Origin of the sequence: Bifidobacterium imperatoris, assembly GCF_002860405.1 — a bacterium.
GTDB classification, from domain to species: Bacteria; Actinomycetota; Actinomycetes; order Actinomycetales; family Bifidobacteriaceae; genus Bifidobacterium; species Bifidobacterium imperatoris.
The window spans coordinates 1-18,087 of sequence record NZ_NMWV01000027.1 but is presented as its reverse complement, the minus strand read 5'-3'; the positions used below and the strand labels follow the sequence as shown (position 1 = coordinate 18,087).

General features: G+C 56.8%; 13 protein-coding genes and 1 rRNA gene. 3 read left to right on the top strand and 11 right to left on the bottom strand.

The window, feature by feature from the left end; all coding sequences use genetic code 11:
* Window positions 1–364: ribosomal RNA gene (locus Tam1G_RS09585) — 16S ribosomal RNA — on the bottom strand; the annotation flags it as partial.
* A gap of 542 nt (window positions 365–906) precedes the next feature.
* Between Tam1G_RS09585 and Tam1G_RS09575 the strand changes: the two genes are divergently transcribed.
* Window positions 907–1,662 carry a Sir2 family NAD-dependent protein deacetylase gene (locus tag Tam1G_RS09575; RefSeq protein WP_033889487.1) on the top strand — a complete coding sequence of 252 codons (756 nt, stop codon included), beginning with the start codon at window positions 907–909 and terminating at the stop codon, window positions 1,660–1,662.
* A 160-nt stretch (window positions 1,663–1,822) separates the two neighbouring features.
* Here the strand turns inward: Tam1G_RS09575 and ilvA are convergent, their stop codons facing one another.
* From ilvA to Tam1G_RS09550, 5 genes are all read right to left on the bottom strand, one after another.
* The gene (gene ilvA / locus Tam1G_RS09570) at window positions 1,823–3,088 is read right to left on the bottom strand and encodes a threonine ammonia-lyase (protein ID WP_033889486.1); all 1,266 of its coding nucleotides are present in this window, start codon (window positions 3,086–3,088) and stop codon (window positions 1,823–1,825) included.
* 68 nt (window positions 3,089–3,156) lie between these two features.
* Window positions 3,157–4,980, bottom strand: a complete 1,824-nt coding sequence (locus Tam1G_RS09565) for an alpha-glucosidase (RefSeq protein ID WP_033889484.1) — start codon at window positions 4,978–4,980, stop codon at window positions 3,157–3,159.
* Window positions 4,981–5,262: 282 nt separating this feature from the next.
* Window positions 5,263–6,120, bottom strand: coding sequence for a carbohydrate ABC transporter permease (locus tag Tam1G_RS09560; RefSeq protein ID WP_101626345.1), 858 nt, complete (start codon window positions 6,118–6,120; stop codon window positions 5,263–5,265).
* A 21-nt stretch (window positions 6,121–6,141) separates the two neighbouring features.
* Window positions 6,142–7,056: a carbohydrate ABC transporter permease gene (locus tag Tam1G_RS09555; RefSeq protein ID WP_101626344.1), complete on the bottom strand. Its 915-nt coding sequence runs from the start codon at window positions 7,054–7,056 to the stop codon at window positions 6,142–6,144.
* A gap of 22 nt (window positions 7,057–7,078) precedes the next feature.
* The gene (locus tag Tam1G_RS09550) at window positions 7,079–8,368 is read right to left on the bottom strand and encodes an ABC transporter substrate-binding protein (protein ID WP_101626343.1); all 1,290 of its coding nucleotides are present in this window, start codon (window positions 8,366–8,368) and stop codon (window positions 7,079–7,081) included.
* A 178-nt stretch (window positions 8,369–8,546) separates the two neighbouring features.
* Between Tam1G_RS09550 and Tam1G_RS09545 the strand changes: the two genes are divergently transcribed.
* On the top strand, window positions 8,547–9,761 hold the full coding sequence (locus tag Tam1G_RS09545; RefSeq protein ID WP_101626342.1) for an ROK family protein: 1,215 nt from the start codon (window positions 8,547–8,549) through the stop codon (window positions 9,759–9,761).
* 110 nt (window positions 9,762–9,871) lie between these two features.
* Here Tam1G_RS09545 and Tam1G_RS09540 read toward each other — a convergent pair whose 3' ends face one another.
* Together Tam1G_RS09540 and Tam1G_RS09535 are read right to left on the bottom strand one after the other, a co-directional pair.
* Window positions 9,872–12,202 (bottom strand): alpha-galactosidase, encoded by a 2,331-nt coding sequence (locus Tam1G_RS09540; protein WP_101626341.1) that lies wholly within the window; start codon window positions 12,200–12,202, stop codon window positions 9,872–9,874.
* 121 nt (window positions 12,203–12,323) lie between these two features.
* Window positions 12,324–12,860 (bottom strand): nucleoside deaminase, encoded by a 537-nt coding sequence (locus Tam1G_RS09535; RefSeq protein ID WP_101626340.1) that lies wholly within the window; start codon window positions 12,858–12,860, stop codon window positions 12,324–12,326.
* A gap of 136 nt (window positions 12,861–12,996) precedes the next feature.
* Between Tam1G_RS09535 and Tam1G_RS09530 the strand changes: the two genes are divergently transcribed.
* Window positions 12,997–15,069 carry a cation:proton antiporter gene (locus Tam1G_RS09530; RefSeq protein WP_033889473.1) on the top strand — a complete coding sequence of 691 codons (2,073 nt, stop codon included), beginning with the start codon at window positions 12,997–12,999 and terminating at the stop codon, window positions 15,067–15,069.
* A gap of 108 nt (window positions 15,070–15,177) precedes the next feature.
* On the opposite strand, the gene Tam1G_RS09525 is transcribed toward Tam1G_RS09530, so the two are convergent.
* The 3 genes from Tam1G_RS09525 to Tam1G_RS09515 form a co-directional block, all read right to left on the bottom strand.
* On the bottom strand, window positions 15,178–15,921 hold the full coding sequence (locus Tam1G_RS09525) for a sulfite exporter TauE/SafE family protein (RefSeq protein ID WP_051917229.1): 744 nt from the start codon (window positions 15,919–15,921) through the stop codon (window positions 15,178–15,180).
* A gap of 88 nt (window positions 15,922–16,009) precedes the next feature.
* Window positions 16,010–16,780 carry an alpha/beta hydrolase gene (locus Tam1G_RS09520; protein ID WP_033889472.1) on the bottom strand — a complete coding sequence of 257 codons (771 nt, stop codon included), beginning with the start codon at window positions 16,778–16,780 and terminating at the stop codon, window positions 16,010–16,012.
* 103 nt (window positions 16,781–16,883) lie between these two features.
* The gene (locus tag Tam1G_RS09515) at window positions 16,884–17,753 is read right to left on the bottom strand and encodes a hypothetical protein (RefSeq protein WP_033889471.1); all 870 of its coding nucleotides are present in this window, start codon (window positions 17,751–17,753) and stop codon (window positions 16,884–16,886) included.
* Between the last annotated feature and the right edge of the window lie 334 nt (window positions 17,754–18,087).

Here is an 18,087-nt window from a genome sequence, read left to right as displayed (position 1 = left end):
CAATATTCCCCACTGCTGCCTCCCGTAGGAGTCTGGGCCGTATCTCAGTCCCAATGTGGCCGGTCGCCCTCTCAGGCCGGCTACCCGTCGAAGCCACGGTGGGCCGTTACCCCGCCGTCAAGCTGATAGGACGCGACCCCATCCCACGCCGCAAAAGCTTTCCCAGAAGACCATGCGATCAACTGGAACATCCGGCATTACCACCCGTTTCCAGGAGCTATTCCGGAGCATGGGGCAGGTCGGTCACGCATTACTCACCCGTTCGCCACTCTCACCACCAGCAAGCTGATGGATCCCGTTCGACTTGCATGTGTTAAGCACGCCGCCAGCGTTCATCCTGAGCCAGAATCGAACCCTCCACAAAAAAAATTAATGCGGAAAGACATCGAATAGATGACTCTCAAAACAAAAAATTGACGAGCAATCCTTTTAAGGAAAAGGACACACTCACAAAAACCTCATCCCGTTTCAACCAACCAAGGACCCAACCGACAAAAACAGTCAGGCACGAGACAAGCTGGCAATCATTGACTATAAAGAAGTAGTACAAACACGCTCTTGAGTTCTCAAACCACCACCACACCGGCAAACCAGCCCCGAAACCATCAGGAACGGAAGCCCGCCGTGCCGAGCGGCAACAGATGAATAACCTACACGAACCCAAACAACAACGCAAATCAGGGCGCGAAAAACCCTGGGAAACGGCATCATAGCGCGCCTCCCTCGGCGTGTCGCACAGAGCCGATTTTCGATCTTTTTTTGCTCTGCTACGCACAACATACGCTTCAAACATGTCTTGCACTTAAACAAATCCAGAAATATGAGACACGATTAGCGAAAATCTGAGCACAATCGCCTGCAACAATCATCACCTCTCGTTCATCGAAGCCGGGTATACCTATATTTATGACTAAGAAGATTGCTGTATTAACTGGTGCCGGCATCTCAACCTCAGCCGGTATCCCTGACTTCCGCGGACCGGATGGTGTTTGGACCAAGCACCCTGAACAAACCAGTGTGTATGACATTGATTTGTTCATGAACAATAAAGAGGATCGCGAATATTCCTGGCGCTGGCAGAAAGAGTCACCAGTGTGGAATGCCCAGCCAGGCGCTGCGCATAAAGCATTAGTCAAGCTGGAACAGGCAGGCATGCTGACTTTGCTGGCTACGCAGAACTTCGATGCTCTGCACGAAAAAGCCGGCAACAGCCCAGATATTATCGTGAATCTGCATGGCACCATCGGCACCTCGCATTGCATGAAGTGCCACCAAAAGTACAATACGGCCGACATCATGGCACGGCTGGATGAGGAACCCGATCCGCATTGTCATCGCAAGCTCAAGTACCGCGGCGATATGCCATGCAACGGCATCATCAAAACGGATGTGGTGTATTTCGGCGAAGCATTACCCGATGGCGCAATGGAAAAGTCCTACGATCGAGCCACTAAGGCCGACGAACTGTGGGTTATCGGCTCCACATTGGAGGTGTACCCTGCAGCAAGCATTGTGCCAGTCGCCGCGCAAGCCGGCGTACCAATCACCATTATGAATATGGGACGCACGCAGTATGACCGTTTAGCCACGCGACTAATTCACGAAGACATTGCCACCGCACTGCCCGAGCTGGTGGATGAAACGATCGCGGCGGCAGAATAATCGATTCGCGTCAACGTTATAGCGAACATACTATTCACGGAGTAAAGCGAAGGGCTGTGGCATGATGTCCCCGACCGTAAGCTTGGCCGAACGGCCTTGAGCGTGTCGGGAACATCATGCCACAGCCCTTCGCGGTCTGCGCACCATCCGCAAATATGTATCAGTAAATGCGCTTGGGCTGGAAGCCGGCTTCCTTGAGCGCTGCAAGAATGCGGTCGATGTGGTCCGGGCCATTGGTCTCAACCGTGACGCCGAGCGACACCGCATTCGTGTAGTGGCCGGACGCCTTGAACTGATCGTGATCGAGGGCAATCACGTTCGCACGTTCCTTGGCAAGCAAAGTGGCGACCTTGACGAGCTGACCTGGCGTATCCGGAAGCTCAACTTCAAAGTTCATAATGCGGCCGCGGGCAATCATGCCCTTCTGAATCACGGCACCCATCGTCACGGTATCAATATTGCCGCCGGACATAATCGGCACCACCACATGCGGGCCTTCTGCGGCCGCGAACTTGCGGGAGCGTAGATTCAGATGTTCCAGAGCGGCCAGCGAAACTGCACCGGCAGCCTCAACCACAAGCTTGTGCTTTTCGAGCATGAGCAGAATCATCTCGTTGATGTCACGCTCGGTGACGGTGACGAGATCATCAAGGAATTCATTGAGCAGCGCGTACGGCAAATCGCCCGGATGCTTGACGGCGACACCCTCAGCCGAAGTAATCACCTGATCGGCTTCGGTGACGCGGCCGGCCGCAAACGAGTTCTTCCATGCAGGGCTACCTTCCGGAATAGCGCCAATCACGCGCACTTCCGGTCTGAAGGTCTTGATGGCGAGCGCAACGCCGGCACCAAGTCCACCGCCGCCAAGCGGCACGACCACGTCGGTGACGTTCGGCACATCCTCGAGAATTTCCAGACCGATGGTGCCCTGACCGCAGATGACCTCATAGTCGTCGAACGGCGGCACGTAAATCATGCCTTCGGTTTTGGCGAGCTCAGCGGCGTGAGCCGCGGCTTCATCGAATACATCACCGTAGAGCACAACGTCAGCGCCGTAGGCCTTGGTGGCGTCCACCTTGAGCGGCGGAGTGATTTGCGGCATGCAGATAGTGGCCTTGGCACCACGTTCGCGAGCGGCATAGGCAACGCCTTGAGCATGGTTGCCAGCGGAGGCGGTGACGATACCGTGGGAAAGCTGTTCTTCGGAAAGGGATGCAATCTTGTTGTAGGCGCCACGAATCTTGAATGATCCAGTGACCTGAAGGTTTTCGGGCTTCAGCAGAATCTCATGACCGGTCATTTCGCTCAATGCTGGAGAAGGAATAATCTCCGTGTGGCGGGCTGTGCCCTTGAGTCGTTCGGCAGCGAGCTTCAGTTCCGCTGCGTGATCACGTTGCAGCGCCTTTAAAACATCCTTTTGTTCCATGCTCGATATTGTAAAACGGCGGGCCGTTAGGAACGGTCCGCCGTCTCAACAAGCGCTCATTTGTGGCATTACAGCTGGATTACAGCAGCCTCCCACGGGTCAAGCTCGCTGTTGGCGAGGGAGACGACCGTATGGCTGGCATCGTAGTTGCTAATCAGCACGTCCGGCTCGGTGACGCCAGCGGCAACCAGTTCCTTGGCGTCATGCGGCAAATCAACCGTGCGGCCAGACAGGTTGACCACCACCAGCAAACGATCATGGCCCAGAGTGCGGGTGAACGCGTACACATGCTCGTCATTCGAATCAATGAGGTTCCATTCGCCAGCTGCAACGACTGCCTTCTCATGGCGCAGTGCGATGAGCTGCTTGTAGAACGAATACACAGAGCTCGGATCATCGAATTCGCTGGCGGCGTTGATCTCCGCATGGTTCGGGTTCACGGAAATCCACGGTTCGGTGGCGGCATCCGGTGAGGTGAAGCCGGCGTACTTCGAGCCATCCCACTGCATCGGGGTGCGCGCATTATCGCGGCCGATGAGCTCAAGGGCGTCCATCATCGATTCAGGCGTCTGAATCTTGGCTTCCTCTACGCGCTGGCGGAAAGCGTTGAGCGACTCCAGATCGCGATACTGGTCGAGGCTCTTGAAGTGTGCGCCGGTCATACCGAGCTCTTCGCCCTGGTAGATGTATGGGGTGCCGCGGTGCATGTGGAGCAGCAGACCGAAGGCCTTGGCGGACAGCACACGGTTCTCCTCGGTGGTGTCGTCGCCCCAACGGGAGACCACGCGCGGCTGGTCATGGTTGCAGAAGAACAGGCTAGCCCAGCCGGCGTTCTTTACTGCTTCCTGCTGACCGGCCATCTTCTCGCGCAAGTTCTTGACCTCGAACGGCACAACATCCCACTTGGAGGTCGGCTTCTGATCAACGCCTACATGGTCGAAGAGGAACAGCATATCCAACTCACGGTTGGCCGGATCGGTGATGTGCTCGTTGCGAGCCGGAACTACGCCAGGAGCCTCGCCAACGTTCATGTAGCCTTCGCGCTTTTCGAAGACTTCGCGACGCATTTCGGCGAGGAATTCATCCACGCGCGGGCCGTCCGAGCACCACGGGAACGGGGAGGAATAGCCCTCCGGGCCGACCGGATAATCCTCAATTTCAGAACCCGGTTCACCCGGCAGCTTGCCGTTCTTGTCGATGGTCTTGGAAATCTGGGTGATGACGTCCATACGGAAGCCGTCGATGCCGCGATCCATCCACCAGTTCATCATGTCGTACACGGCGTGACGTACGGCTGGATTCTCCCAGTTCAGGTCAGGCTGTTTCTTGGAATACTGGTGGAAGAAGTATTCGCCGCGCTCCGGGCAGTACTCCCATGCGGAGCCACCGAAGTAGGAGCCCCACTGGTTCGGTTCGGCACCCGGAGTGCCAGGTTCGAAACCCGGGCGAGCAGGACGCCACCAGTACCAGTCGGCGTGCGGATCGTTCTTGTCCTTGGAAGCCTGGAACCATGCGTGCTCGTCAGAGGTGTGGTTCACGACCAAATCCATCACAATCTTCAGGCCACGCTTGTGGGCTTCGGCCAGCAGCTCGTCCATGTCTTCGAGGGAGCCAAACAACGGGTCGATGTCCTGATAATCGGAGATATCGTAACCGTTATCGTCCTGCGGGGACTTGTAAACCGGGGAGAGCCAAACCACATCGACGCCAAGATCGGCCAAATAGTCGAGGCGAGAGGTAATGCCCTTGATATCACCCAGACCGTCACCGTTGGTGTCCTGGAAGGAACGCGGGTACACCTGATACACCACGGCATTGGACCACCACGGATTCGGAGTTGCACCGTTGGTGCGAACGGAGTCGGGAACCTCGATGCGCTGTTCGTTAGTCATCGCTGCGACCTTTCTCATCAATCATCGTTGATTATTACTGCTTGGTAATTATTGAAACAGCCCGATGGTTTTATTCCCATCGGGCTGTTCATCGGGCGTGCCGGAAAGTAATTATTTGACGGCGTCCTGCAATTACGGACTCGCCTGCGGCGAGACTCAGTGTTACCTCGCGAGTACGCGGCCTGCCGGCCGCCCGAGCCGGAAAACAGCCCACCGGGGCTGTTTTCTTAATCGGCTCGTCTCGCTCGGCGCTGTTAAGTAATTGCAGCGCCCGCGCTGCAATTACTTAACAGCGCCCCTCATGACTCCACCGACGACCCACTTTTGGGCGAAGATGTAGACGACGAGGATCGGGGCCATGGCCATCAAGTAGCTGGAGAAGGCCATCGGATAGTTGGTGGCGAACTGCGAGCTGAAGACGTACTGTGCCAGCGGGATGGTCTGGTTCGACTGGTCCGTCAGCACGATCAACGGCAGGAGGAAGTCGTTCCACGCCCACAGTGCGGTCAGGATGGCGATGGTGGCGTTGATTGGGCTCATCAGCGGGAAGATGATGGTCCAGAAGATGCGCCAAGTGGATGCGCCATCGATGCGCGCCGCCTCTTCCAGCGAGACCGGAATCGAACGGATGAAGCCGGTCGCGATGAACAGGTTGGTGCCGAGACCGAGCACGGTGTACAGGATGATCAGACCGATCTGATTGTCCAAATGCAGGGAGCCCATCTGCTTGGCGATAGGCAGCATGACAACCGGGAACGGCACGAACATGGCTGCGATGAAGAAGTAATACAGGAAGCGGAAGAAGCGCTTATCCATATTGCGAGCCACCGCGTAGGCCACGAAGGTGTTGGTTAGGAGTGTGAGCACCACGGCGGCAACCGTGATGATTGCGGAGTTGAGCGCGGCCTTCGGATAGTTGACTTTGGCGGAAGCATCGGCAAAGTTATGCCACTCCCACGAAGTCGGTAGCGCGAACGTGCCGGCTTCGGCCGGAGTCTTCAGCGCGGTGACGACGGTGAAGTACAGCGGCACCAGAATCGTCAGCGAAAGCACAGCCACGGCTGCGGTCAGCCACCAATTGATGTTGTGGTCCTTACGGAACCCGGACTTAGGAGACGAAGTAACGGTTGCAGTAGTCATATTGAATCCTCTCCCGGGAAATCAGATCTGTTCCTGGCTGCGGGAGATGCGCAGCTGAATGAAGGCGATGATGGCCAGAACGATGAAGAAGAGCACGGCGTTAGCGGTCTGGTAAGCGTATTCGCCACCGGTCAGACCACCCTTCCAGATGAGGTAGGTGACCGTTTCCGTGGCCGAGTTCGGGCCGCCGTCGGTCAACGCCACCACCTGGTCGAAGGTGCCAAGCGCGTTCTTCATGGAGAGCACAAGGTTGATGGTGAAGAACGGTCCAATCAGCGGGAAGGTGATCTTCCAGAACTTCTGCCATGCGTTGACGCCGTCGATGGCCGCGGCTTCGTAGATCTCATCGTCGATGGTCTGCAGACCGGCGAGGTAAATCAGCACAGAGTAGGCCACGCCCTGCCACACGGCGAGGAAGACAATCGGAATCCAGCTCAGTTCCTCGTTAGTCAAGAGCGAAGTGGACAGCCATTCGATGCCAAGTGCCTTGCCGAGTTCTGGCAGCGGATTCATGAAGATGTACTTGAACACGTAGCCGATGACCAGCACGGAGAGGGTGTAGGGCACGAAGAAGATCGCGCGGAAGCCGTTCTTGAAGGCAATCTTGGAGTTCAGCAGCACTGAGAGGAACAACGCGATCACGTTGATAAGCACGGTGATGGCCACTGCGATAAGCAGTGTGAACAGATAGGCGTGGCCTACGCGATTGTCTTGGAACAGGGCGATGTAGTTCTTGAATCCGATGAACTTGTAGTCGCCGTAGCCTTGGGAGTTGGTGAAGGAGTACTTCACACCATCCACGAATGGCAGGTACAGGAAGAAGGCGAAGATGATGGCGGCGGGTACGGCCATCCAGTAGTAAGCCGGATCCACCTTGCGCTTGGAGAAGGTGTCTACCTTCTTTTTGGCGGGCTTTGCAACGGTTGCATTAGACATGATTACTCTCCTCTCCTACTCGTCACTCGAAGGTCCTGGCTTGGACCTTGTCCCATTCGGCCTGCATCTGGTTCAGGAATCGGTCAGTGTTGCCGGAGGTCACCATTGTCTGCAGATAGCCGCCAATGTTGATGGATGAGGGGATGTAATGGTCGCAGAAGTCAGCCAGTCGGTTCTCCTCGAAGAACGGACGCACGGTTTCCAGCGCATCGTTGCCGAAGTAGGTGTCCTTGAGCGGGGTGATGGCGGACTGGGCGTCAGCGTAGGAATCCAGCTGCTCCTTCTGCATCATGAATTCCACGAGCTTCATCGCCTCTTCCTTGTGCTTGGTGTTGGCGCCGATGGTGAGCATCACGTCATCGCCTGCGGTCAGGATCTGTTCACTGGCGTCATCGGTGGCTGGCATCTGCGCAAAGCCAAGGTTGATGTCTTTGTTGATGAGCAAGATCTGCGGAATCGCGTAGGTACCGAGCGGAATGATTGCGGCCTTGCCCTGCGCGAAGCTCTGCGTACCCTGCTGGTAGGTGACGCCGGTGTCTTCAGTGGAGTAGGTGAAGAGTTCGGCTTCCTTCTCAACCGTGGTCTTCCACAGTTCCTGGAAGGTGGTCTTGCCTTGCTTCAGCTCGGTGTACTTGGTTTCAGGAACCAGAGTGCCGGCGAGCGAGGCGAGCGGAGCCTGCGTGGTCCAAGCGTCGGCCACGGACCCCTGCAGCGGGTTGATGCCAGCGGCCTTGAACGTGTTGAGCATGTCCGTAAACTCGCTCCAAGTGGTCGGCGGGTTCTCCGGGTCGAGGCCGACCTGCTTGAACAGGTCCTTGTTGTAGATGTAGCCGGAGGCGTTGCCGGCGAATGGCAGACCATACAGACGCTTCTTGGCTGGGTCGGTGGTCTGCACAAGGTTCTTGGCGATATTCACCATGCCGGGGTTGAGCGTGTCCACGATCGGCTCATCGGTGAAATCATAGAAAACGCCGGATGCGGCGAACATACCGAAGCTGATATCGCCGTTGAAGGTGATGACGTCCGGCACACGGTTCTTCACGAAGCGGGTGCGCAGATCGGTTTGGGCGTTGGCGGAGTTGTTGATGTTGACCTTGATGGTCGGGTTCTGCTTCTCAAAGTCCTGAACGATGGCCTTGAACGTGTCTGCGGCCTCGGACTTGAACTGGAAGAAGTCGAGAGTGACGGTTCCTGCGGTGCTTGAACCGCAGCCGGCCAGGCCGAAGCCCACAGCGAGCGCGCACACCGTTGCGGCCACACGCACGCCTAAACGCTTCAGTCTGGAAGTTGGGTACAGGGAATCTGACAGCATTGCTGACTCCTTTGTCTTTCCTTCCACCACTGGCTCCAATGCCGGTGGCAATTCCTCCACCCTCAAAGGTAACGATTTTGGGTTTTCATTCCCAGCGCCTGCGAGCCTGCTTGCGCTGGAAAGTAAAAACGCGCTATTTTGTGATTAACGCAATTAATTATTCGCAAAGGGGCATAGGTTGGCTGATTCCAATGCGATTCCACAATGGTTTTCTGGTTCTGAACATACGCATCGCGTAGCTGCCGCCGTGGCGCAGTACGGTCCGATTGCACGCACCACGTTGGCGCAGATGCTGGGGTTGAGTCAAGGTGCACTGTCCAGAATCACCAGTGATCTGATTTATGCAGGGGTGATTGAGGAGTTGCCGGCGAGCGCGACCGCTGGGCTTACCGGCAAGCTGCCGGAGCGATTCACGCCGAAGGAGAGCTCGGATAGGCGCGGCCGCCCGCAGACTTCGCTGGTGCTGTGTGCCAATGCACGCACGTTCGTGGGCGTGAAGGTGCACGGCACTTCGATTGTGTCCGCCGCGGTGAACGCTCATGGCGAGGTGGTTTCCGACCGTCATGAGCTGCCGATTGGTGATGATCAGTCGCCGGAATATGTGGCTACTGCGATTGCTCAACTGGCTGCCGCCTGTTCAGAGGATGTTGCGACTGCGGGATTGCCCTCCCCTACTGCGGTAGGCGTGGCTGTGGGCGGTCATGTGGTGAATGATTCTGTGGTGACGTTTGCGCCATTCCTGCACTGGGATGGCCCGACTGACTTAGGCGCTATGGTCGGCCGCGAGACTGGCCTGCCATGCGGCGTCTTTAATGATATTGATTCCCTGCTGGTGGATGCCTCTTGGTTTGGCCCGGGCGTTGGCTTGGATATGTTCGCCGTGGTGACCATTGGCATTGGCGTGGGCTATTCGCTGGCTGTGCACGGTGAGCCGGTAAGCTACCCGGATAAAAGCTATGGTCTGGTGGGCCATGTGTTGGTCGATCCGGAAGGCCCGCGCTGCATAAGCGGGCATATCGGCTGTTCGCAGTGTTTGACTGATGACTCGATTGCTGAACAGTATTCCGCGATTGTGGGCAAGCCGGTAACGTTCGAGGACTTTGCCCGTGATGCTCGAGCCCGAGTGCCGCAGGCTACGCAGCTGGTGCATCGCACCTGTTTCCGCTTGGGCGCTCTAGTGGCGATGGTGGCGAATATCGCGATGCCGGGGCATGTGATGATCGCCGGAGAATCCGCGTTTTTGGCGAAACTCGGTACTGATTCGCTGCGTGATGGCATTCGGTATTACCGGCATAGCCAAACCCAGCCGGTAAAGTTCACGATAGTGAATCACGACTGGCAGCTGTGGGCCAAAGCCGCCGCCAGTCGCGTCATCGTCAAACATATCGGCTGATTACTCAGCTACAGTCCTGCAATTACGGACTCGCCACAGGCGAGACTCAACCTACCCTCATTCGGCTATCGCCTCACTCGGGCCGCGGCTGCTGACAATCCACTGGATTGTCAGCTTAACGCCACGGCCTTGAACAGGACGGCCTGCTGGGGGTGGAGGGACGGCGGACGGATGCCGTAGCGCTGCAAGGCTTCGCCAGTCATCACCACACCGTCTTCATTCCACCAGCCGAGCGTGCTCTGGCCATTGCCAAGACCAATCAGGTCAAGGCTCGGGTCCAGCGGGCTCACACGGTAACGGCGGTCCGGGTCAAGGCCAGGCAGACGCACCGGAGCAGCCGGATAAGTCTGACCAGTGGTCAGCTGCGTGAAGCGGTAAATCGCCGCATCACGGCTCGGCATCACCATGCCATCCAGACGCACGGCCGGATCGTTGGCATCCGCATGCACGCAGGTGTCGATAGCAAACCAGTCGCGATGCTTCTTGAATTCGGCCACCCATACGGCGAGCTTGGCGAGCGCATCTTCAGGCTCCTTGAGCAAATTCCATTCGATACCCATGTGGCCGAAGAACGCCATCGCCATGCGCAGCTCCTGGCTGGTAGCGCGCTGCGTGGAATGTGCCGGGCTGGCACCCACATGCTCACCCATCATGGCTGGCGGCACCAGCAGTGACGTGTACCGCTGAATATCAGCACGCTCCACCGGGTCCACGCAGTCGGATGCCCAAATACGGTCGGCATATTCCAAAATACCGAGGTCCACGCGGCCGCCACCAGACGAGCAGCTTTCGATTTCCAGACCCGGATGATTGAGCTTCAATCCCTTGAAGATCTCATACACAGCCAAGGTCTGCGCATGCACGGCCGGACGACCGGAGTAGCGGGAACCAGGCTCAGTGACCAGCTTGTTGTGATCCCACTTAATGTAGTCAATCTTGAGCTCGCCCACCAGCGAATCCATCGCGTTGAATACATAGTCAAACGCATCAGGGTTGGTCAGGTCGAGCACCTGCTGGCTGCGCCCCTGCATCGGCAGGCGGCCGGCCGTGGGCGAGAGAATCCAATCGGGGTGCGCACGCACCACATCGGAATCGATGTTCACCATTTCCGGTTCGAACCAGAGGCCGAACTGCATGCCCTTACCGTGCACATAGTCGGCAAGCGCCTTCAACGACTTGTCGCCATCAGGCCAGACATCCTGGGAAATCTGCCAGTCACCGAGGCCGGAAGTGTCGTCGCGGCGGGAGCCGAACCAGCCGTCATCCACCACAAATCGTTCCACGCCGGAGGCTGCAGCCTTGTCGGCGAGCGCGGCGAGCGTATCGAAGTTGTGGTCGAAGTAGACGGCTTCCCAAGTGTTCAAAATCACCGGGCGCCCCTTCGCGAACAAACGCGGATGACGGGAGCGCACATATGCGTGGAAGCGCGCGGCAATCTCATTCAAGCCATCACCGAACGAGCCGAACAGCCACGGCGTTGCATAGGAGCTCTCTCCCTTATCGTCGCCCTGCGGAGTCAGCGTGACCTCACCGCCGAAGAGCAGTTCGCCGCCGCCGATAATGCCCTGCGTATACGGCAGACGTTCGGCGGAGAGCACAGAGTTGCCGCTCCAGCCCACATGCACCGAGTAGGCCTCACCATGTTCAAAACCGAAACCAGGCACGCCTGCGGTGAGCAACAGGGACGCGTCGAAGTCCGGTCGACCGGCAAGCTGTGGCTTCTCAAAACGGCCGATGGTCAACGGCTGGCGCTGCGGGCTACGTTCGCGCAGATGGTGGCCGGTAGTGGTAAGAATTTCGCCGGCAAGTTCAGGTACAGGGAATCCAAGTTCGATTTTGCCGATTTCAAGGTTCGCTGCAGTTGGGTCTGCGGCACCTTTTGGAGTATCCAGATTGGTGATGGTCGCCTTTTGGCGAGCCAAACCGCCATCGAGCAGTTCCAATCGCCATTCAATACCAACCCCGTTTTCCTGATCTTCAGCGCTCACCACCACGCCCGGCACACGAATCGGGCCAGTAGAACGGCTGTGACCGGTAACATCCGTGTAGCTTTCAGCGCTAACTGCATCAAGGGATGCGTCGAGCACACCATCAGCCTCAATGCTGGTGACGGTGAACTTCGGAAAGAGTTCGATGCCGGCACGACGCAACACCACGCGCGGCTCACCAATCCAGCTTTCCGCCTGAGTTGGCAGCACGGACGGCCATGCGGTGTTGTCGAGCGCGCCGGAGACGCGCTGCGGCTTCAATGCGTCATAAGAATCCAACAGAGTTTCAGGGTTGGCGAGCGGACGCCCCCAATGCACAATGCGCGGCAGCTCATCGCCCGCAAAAACCAGACCGATTGCCACATTGGCAGTGGGCTGGGCAAGATAGACGGCGGTGAGCGCGGTACCGTCTGTCGAGATACCGGTGAAGGTCAGCGTTTCGTTCTTGGCCATAGGTCTTATGTCTCCTTTGACGTTGCTGGAATATGGAATTATTACTGCTGCCTTCGATGGTAGGAAAAATCGAATATGTTGACTGGGTGCTGCGTGTTGGCCGAGGCACGTAAGTATTTGGTCAGCGACGTGCGGCAAAGAAGTCGGTGAGAATAGCTTGACAATCGCGCTCAAGAATGCCGCCATGCACTTCAGGAGTGTGACCGATATGCGGGTCGCGCGGAATATCCCACACCGAACCGCATGCGCCGAGTTTGGCATCCCACGCGCCAAACACAATCGTGCCGATATGGGTTTGGACGCAAGCGCCCGCGCACATCGGGCAAGGCTCGAGCGTCACCACCAATGTGCAATCAGCGAGATTCCATGCGCGAACAACTGCGGTAGCAGGTTCCGACGTAGGAGTTGCATGACCAGTCGCCGCATCAGCATTACCGGATTGTTGCGCGCGGAACTGCGCAGCCTCGCGCATCGCGAGAATTTCAGCATGAGCCAGCGGATCGCCGTGGGTTTCGCGGGTGTTGTATCCGCGGCCGATAATCGCACCTGAAGCATCCAGCACCACCGCACCAACCGGTACATCGCCGGCTGCCGCGGCCTGCTTCGCCAGCTCAATCGTTTGCTGCATCGCTTCCTCATATGCCACTCTCAAAGCCATACTGCGAGTCTACATACCCAGCAACCACGCGTATGCCGCGCAAAACACGCGCTGTCCACTTCGGCGGACGGCTTAACGTGTTGTAGCGATGAGTTTTCTATACTGGCCGAAGCCCGGCGAAGAAGAGAGGACAGTCATGGCAGTATTCGAACTCATCCTATGCATCATTGCAGCGGTGGTAGTGAGTTCTTTTGCCAGTCGTTTCATTCCGAAGGTATCCACGCCGCTCGTGCAGATAGCACTAGGCGTACTCGTGGCATATCTTCCATTTTTCCCAGACGCGCAACTCAACCCGGAGCTGTTCATGGTGCTGTTCATTGCACCGTTGCTGTATCTCGAAGCGCATGAAATCGATAAGTCGGCTCTGCTGAAAACTTTGAAATTAAGCCTTTCGCTGGCCATTGGCTTAGCAATTGTGACGATGGTGGCAGTCGGCTTTATTCTGCACGCTGTTTGGCCGGTGATTTCACTCGCTTCCGCACTGGCACTTGGCGCAGCGCTTGGCCCGACCGATGCGGTGGCTGTCAGCTCCCTAGGCAAGGAAGCTTCACTGACTCAACGTCAGCGCGGCGTGCTTAAAGGCGAATCCTTATTCAATGATGCGTCCGGTATCGTGGGCTTCCAATTCGCGTTAGCGGCTGCATTCACTGGCGAATTCGCCATTGGTCAGGCTGCTGGAGAATTCGTGATTTCGTTCTTCGGCGGCACGGTCTTTGGTCTTGTAGTGGCTGCGATAGCTAACTGGGTATTCGAAACCGTGCGATCGCTTGGTTGGGAAACCACTACCACGCGTATTCTGATGGAACTGTTCCTGCCATTCCTGCTGTACTTGGGCGCGGAAGAATTCGGCGTATCCGGCATTCTGTCCGTGGTGGCAGCCGGCTTGTTCATTCGATTCGATCGCACTGGAGTTGGCCCGAATGTGGCGCGCACGAATATTGTGTCCACGTCGGTGTGGGGTGTGCTGAGCTTCTCGCTCAACGGTGCCGTGTTTATTCTGCTTGGTATGCAGTTGCCGCAGGCGATGACGGCCAGCTGGTCTGATCCCTACATCAATAACACGCTGCTTATCGGCATTATTGCTCTGGTGACCGCGGTGGTGATTGTGCTGCGATTCATTTGGGTAGCAGCCATGCTGCGTATCGCCCGCGATATGAACACCGGTAAACGCCGCAAAATGACTCTTGAACGCTGGCGGTCCGCAGCCGTCATGACCTTTGGTGGGCCTAAAGGCACTATTACGTTGTCCTTGATGTTTACCATCCCGTATTACATTGCGGGCGGTGCCGTGTTCCCGATGCGTGACGAACTGATTTTCATCGCATCAGGCGTGATTATTCTGACGCTGGTTTTGGCGAACTTCCTGCTACCGCTGCTGGCACCGAACCGCGGCAAAGATCCCAGCGCTGAAATGATTCCGATTACGATTGAGGTACTGCGCAATACCGTAGAAGAGCTGACCGGCCGCATTACGCCGGAAAATCGTCGTGCTGTGCTGATGGTGATTGATTTGTACACCAAGCGCATCAGCCGTTTGAAGCAACGCAATGGCGATTCCGATCCGCAAGGGTTGGAGCAACTGCAGATTGAAGCGCTGCACTGGGAGAAGGAATTCGTACGCGACCGTCTAGCGGAGGATAAAGCACATCCGGCCGCAGATGCCGCCACTCAGGAACTCAATGTGGAAGCTTGCGAGCGCATGCTTGATCAGATTATGAATACGCTGCGTCACACGTCCACAAATCCGGCGTCAGGTCATGCGGTGTCTCAGATTCGTGGACGTGCACGCATGCTGCAGCGTCGCGCGAGCAATTATGCGAAACGCACGATTTCCAAGATTCGTCATACTACGCCGCTGGTGAGCGAGGACCAGATTTTTGCTCGCACGCGTGAACTGCAGGTTGAGGCGATTCATCATGTGATTGACCGCCTGGTGGATGAAATGGGCAATAGCACCTATAACACCGAGCACTGCTCCGCGCTGCTTCTGGATTATCGACGAGCCGAGGCTTCGCTGCAAGCCCGCCCGAATATGAGGGGTTCCGCAGCCGTGATTACTCAGGTTGAAGAGGTCAAGAAGGAAAGCTATGCCATCGAACTTGGTGTGATTCAAGACATGCTCGAAGCCGGTGACATCAACCGAGCCCAAGCCAAGACCTTGAGGCGCAACATCTATGTCATGCAGGTTGATGCCGATTCCGGCATCTAACCTGCATGACCGTCGCGGCATAGCCGCTCCCCTCGGCTACAGACAGCCCACCGGGCTGTCTGCTACACGCCTCGGCAGGTTGATGCCGATTCCGGCATCTAACCTGCATCACCGTCGCGTCGCCTTAAACGCCACCCAGAAGGAACGCACTAATAGCACGCACAAGTACGCGGTGAACAGGATTGCGCCAGTGCGTGGTGTCACGGCGGAAGCAATCCATGTGCCGAGCGGCGCAGTCAGCGCGGCCACAATACCAATAATGAGCGCGGCCTTCACATGCACCATACGCCTACGCACATTAGCCACGGATGTAGTAATGGCATTGGGGAACATGGCCAGCAGCGAAGTACCGCGAGCAATAAGATCGCTGGCGCCAAACAGAATCGACAAGGCCGGCACGCAAATTGCGCCACCGCCAATGCCCAGTAATCCTGCCAATATACCGGCAATAACACCGAACACAATCAGCCCGACAACAGTGCCAACCGTAAGTTCAATACGCGAATCTCGCGACGGATTCGACATGGCCTGATTGACCATCACAAACAGCAGGAATACCACGAACGCCCAACGCAGCACCAGCTCCGGCAATTTGGATAGTAGCCATGAGCCAATTTGCCCGCCCACGAACATGCCGGCGAATACGATGGCCGCCACTATCCAATCCACGTCACTCTCAAACGCATACGAAATCACACCGGAAACCGCGGTGGGCACAATGGCCATCATCGAGGTCGCAGCTGCGTGACGCTGCGTGAGCCCGAGCCACACCAAGGCGGGCACGATCACTGTGCCGCCACCGATGCCGAACATGCCGGAGAGCACGCCGACAGCCACACCGACCACGGCCATGATGATGAGGCCGCGCGGTGACTCGTCCAGATGATTCTGCTCAATATTGTTGGTGGCATCCCCTGTATTCACGGGCACTAGTGTATGGCTACAGCACGCCGGAAGTGATGTCATTGTCCAGTAACCACTGGCGCAAATCGGCGAATTCCTCAAGACTCACGTTATGGTCGAGCCCGTGGTAGCTCTTGGTTTTGAGCCATGTATGTTCCTCAAGCCAAGCGGCAGTGGCGAACAACTCATATTTCGGCACAACGCCATCGTTTTTGCCGTAGGTGTAGAACACCGGAATGTCCAAGTCGGCGAGACGGCCGTCAGCAGGTGCGGTACCGGGCACCTGACCGGGCGCGTTAAAACCAGACAAGCTGATTACAGCTCGGTATCGCTCTGGGTTTATACGCAGCAAATGCACGGCCACCAATCCGCCTTGGGAGAAGCCGAGCGGCACAATATCGCGGTCGGTAGGAATATTGGCCGCTACCCATGAATCTACAGCCCGAGCAGCAGCATAGGCATCATAGTCAAGATCCTCACCTACGGGCAGCGAACCATGCAACCACGCATAATTGCCGGGATCTAAAGAATCGGCCGACGCTTCAGCCAAAGTGAGCGGTCCGCGCAATGCCACGAAATCGTTGTACGGAGCAATCAGACGCATAATATCCGCCATCTCCTGCTCGTTGGAACCCCACCCATGCAGGCACAGAAATAGCGGATGCGTCAGGTGCTGATTAAAACCGCCGCGCGAGGTCACGCTACACTCCACCGTCAACGGGTCTCCGAAATGGCCGGGCACTTCTGTGGACTCGCGGCCAACCAATGGCTCATATGCGAATCCAGCGGCATTTGCTTCATTGCTCATACCAATCCATCGTAAAGGGCAATAGGGCAAGGCGCCGCCTATCGATTCATGATTTCGGTCACATCACCGGCGCTGCCGGCATTGCAACAAAGCTTGCTGAGTCTTACTGACCGGAATCAGAGCTTGTCGCGTCAGCTGAGTCATCAGCCGCGGTGATGGGCTCAAGATCGCCACCCCACTGCTGCTGCAACGCGGTCATCTTGTCCGCCTCACCGAACACCATCCAACGCTTGCCACTGAGCAGGCGCCAATCGCCTTGGGCTTTCTCATTATCAGAGTATTGATTCAACAGCTCGGCGATTTTCACCTTGATGGGTGCCTTGCCCACTGCTGCCATCGCCTCTGATTCAAAAGATACAAAGGCCATGCGTGGCTCTGTGCACATTTGCACAGTGCTCACCCCTGGAAGACCTCCGGCATCCAAGCCTTGCCAACCGGACGTACACTGTCCGGCAGACTGCTCAATACCTTGTTCCATCTGCGCAGTGCTTTCCACTGGCGCTTTGTCATTGTTCGGAAGAATCAGACCTTGAGGGAATAGCACACCAACGGCTACGCCAACCACCAAGCAGGCACCCGCCAGAACGATGGTCACAATGCCACCGCCGCCAACACCACCGTGAGTGGAATTACGCGGCATGGTGGTGCGGGCCCCAATCACGAACATTAGCGTCAGTCCTATGAGCACTGCTGCGGTTGCAGCGATGTAGCGGCCGGGAACCTTCACGAGGAATGAGATGGCGTAGGGAGCAATCTCATGCACAGCGGAAGATGCGGAAGCAGCCACGGCTAATAAGCCAGTGAACAGCGCCAATCGCCGCAGTATTTTGGAAGCTGGGCTATCAAGTTTGATCTTGGCAGCGCGGCGACCGGAACTATGCGGCCCCTTAGCCCGTTGTCTGCGCTGGGATTGTGGCGCATCCTCGTATTCAGCGCCATCAAAGAAATCGTATTCCTCGCTGCTCTTCCCCATAAGATCGCCCTCCCTGCCGATTCGTTTGCCAGTATACCGCTGAGAAGCTGGGCCAGTCGTCATTCCCGAGGATGAGCGTAAGGAACTGAAAAGTTGACCGGATAAGGGGAAGCCACTTCCACAGGCACATGAATAAAAAAGAACCCCGGCGGTGCGGGCCGCCGGGGAGAGAAAGGAGAGAGAGAAGAAGAAAGGGGTTCAATTATCGGGAACTGCTGCTGTTCCTGTTCAGCTTTCCGCTGACATGTCTTATATAACCATCAGATTCTGTGTTTAATGCTGGGGTTTTCTGAGAATAACCTGAAAATTTTTAAGCTAACGAGGTCTCAGGTCC